We start from the raw sequence: 468 nt of genomic DNA on the forward strand, positions 1-468 counted from the left end.
GGATAGTCTTCAGCTGTCGGGCGAGACGCGTTTTCCCCGTGCGGCCTTCCGGTAGACGGATGGAGACTTGCCGACATGGCGAAGAAACGCGCGATTGAAGTTTGACAAGTTGGTGTAGCCGACTTCATAGCAGATGTCGGTCACGGTCTCATCGGACTCCGACAGCAATTTGCAGGCCCTGCCTATGCGCAAACTCACCACGTAATCCGTAAAGCTGCGTCCGGTGTTCTTGATGAAAAATCGGCTGAATGTGTTTGTCGACATGTTGACTACGGATGCGACGTCGGGGAGCTGAATTTTCTCAGTAAAGTGGCCGTGGATATGGAGAATTGCCCGCTGCATGGTGTTTAGCGTCGCCGCGTCGACATTAGGCGAGAAGTCGGGCGATGACAAAAGTTCGTATTCGCGGGAATCTGCCAGCAGTTCCAGAACGCGAAGGAAACGGATCAACCTTTCCAACCCACCAAC

1 protein-coding gene is annotated in these 468 nt (G+C 53.8%); it reads right to left on the bottom strand.

What is annotated here, in order from left to right; genetic code table 11:
* Positions 1–9 precede the first annotated feature (9 nt).
* On the bottom strand, positions 10–468 hold a 459-nt coding region (locus AF337_RS04750; protein ID WP_152970910.1), incomplete at its 5' end, for a helix-turn-helix domain-containing protein.

The sequence above is a fragment of the Rhizobium ecuadorense genome (assembly GCF_001187535.1).
Taxonomy (GTDB): domain Bacteria; phylum Pseudomonadota; class Alphaproteobacteria; order Rhizobiales; family Rhizobiaceae; genus Rhizobium; species Rhizobium ecuadorense.